Genomic DNA, 1,516 nt, shown 5'->3' with positions numbered 1-1,516 from the left:
TAGATAGCGGTCTCCGAAGATTCGCGCCACCATGCCGCCTCGGCGGTAATGGCGAAGCACGGCTTCGCCGGCCGGCGTTTCGATCACGGCAACGCCTCCGCGACCGCCGGCCTGCGAGCGCAGGGCATCGCGCTCGCTCCAGTGGGCGGGCGAGAACCAGAGGCTATCGACTTGAGGTGTACGGGCCGCGTCGAACAGAATCGTGCCGCCCGCCGCCTCCGCTACGCGTTGTTCAGTCATTTTCGGGCCGCCCTCCGGCGGCCTCCTATCCGGTGATCCGATCGTGCCCAGTCTAACAAGCCGTCCCCTCCCGCCGGGAGACTCCAGTCTCTGCATCATGCGCACATCCGCGATCGGCGATGTAACGCACGTGACTCCGCTGATCCGGACATTGCAGGAAAAGGCACCGCGGACGCGACTCACCTGGATCATCGGCAAGCTCGAGCGGCGCCTGGTAGGCGACCTGCCGGGCGTGGAGTTCATCACCTTCGACAAGGGCCAGGGCCGTGCGGGCGCTCGCGCCGTGCGCGAGGCCCTCGCCGGCAGGCACTTCGATGCCCTCCTCCACATGCAGGTGGCCCTGCGCTCCAACCTGTTGAGCCTTTCCGTAAAGGCGGACCGGCGCATCGGCTACGACCATGCCCGTTCCAAGGACCTGCACGGCCTTTTCGTTAATGAGCGCATCGCTGCGCGCACCGGCGAGCACGTGCTCGACGCCATGGCCAGCTTCATCGAGCCGCTCGGCCTGAAGCAGACCGAAGTGCGCTGGGACATCCCCGTGCCCGACGAGGCTCATGCCTGGGCAGCGGAGCAATTGCCCGGTGAGGCGCCGACGCTGTTGGTCAGCCCGATGTCGAGCCACACGGTTCGCAACTGGCGGGTGGAGCGCTACGCCGCGCTGATCGACCATGCGATGAGCCGCGGCCTGCGGGTCGTCCTGGTCGGCGGCCCTTCGGAACCCGAGCGCGCCCTCGCCGACAGCATCCTTGCCGCGGTGAAGCAGGCACCGATGGACCTCACGGGCAAGGACACACTAAAGCGTTTCATGGCCCTTCTCGCACGTAGCGCCATGATTCTCACCCCGGATTCCGGCCCGATGCACATGGCGAACGCGGCCGGCGTAAAGGTGCTCGGCCTGCATGCGGCGAGCAATCCGGAGCGCTCCGGGCCCTATTCCGACCGTCGCTGGTGCGTGGATAAATACGACGCCGCATCTCGCAAGTTCCTCGGCAAGCCCGCCTCAGAAATTCCGTGGGGCACGAAGATCGAAAAGCCCGGCGTCATGGACCTGGTCGAAGTCGACGAGATGATCGCGCGCTTCGAAGCCTGCGCAGAACACTTGAAGCTGACCCTTGCCCGGTAACCGGCCCGTGCCCTGTAACCGCCGCTTGCCCGGTAACCGCCGTTTGCCCGGTAACGCCGTTTGCCCGGTAGGAGCCGATTCATCGGCGATCCCGCGGCAGCGGGCCAGTTTGGGGCAAGCACCCGATCGCCGATGAATCGGCTCCTACAGGAA

General features: G+C 66.3%; 1 protein-coding gene and 1 pseudogene. One reads left to right on the top strand and one right to left on the bottom strand.

Features of this window, described 5'->3' with window-relative positions; all coding sequences use genetic code 11:
• Positions 1 to 240 (bottom strand): annotated as a pseudogene (locus tag AC1DT2_RS23085) (3-deoxy-D-manno-octulosonic acid kinase); the annotation flags it as partial.
• A gap of 97 nt (positions 241 to 337) precedes the next feature.
• On the opposite strand from AC1DT2_RS23085, the gene AC1DT2_RS23080 reads away from it, so the two are divergent.
• Positions 338 to 1,363: a glycosyltransferase family 9 protein gene (locus AC1DT2_RS23080; protein ID WP_477299006.1), complete on the top strand. Its 1,026-nt coding sequence runs from the start codon at positions 338 to 340 to the stop codon at positions 1,361 to 1,363.
• The last annotated feature ends 153 nt before the right edge of the window (positions 1,364 to 1,516 follow it).

It is taken from the genome of Luteibacter sp. P4_E6, assembly GCF_056401535.1.
This window is presented reverse-complemented; position numbering and strand designations above follow the sequence as displayed.

What these genes read in the sequence shown, in the direction of transcription:
- AC1DT2_RS23080 (WP_477299006.1), top strand. Translation starts at nt 338, where the DNA reads ATGCGCACATCCGCGATCGGCGATGTAACGCACGTGACTCCGCTGATC.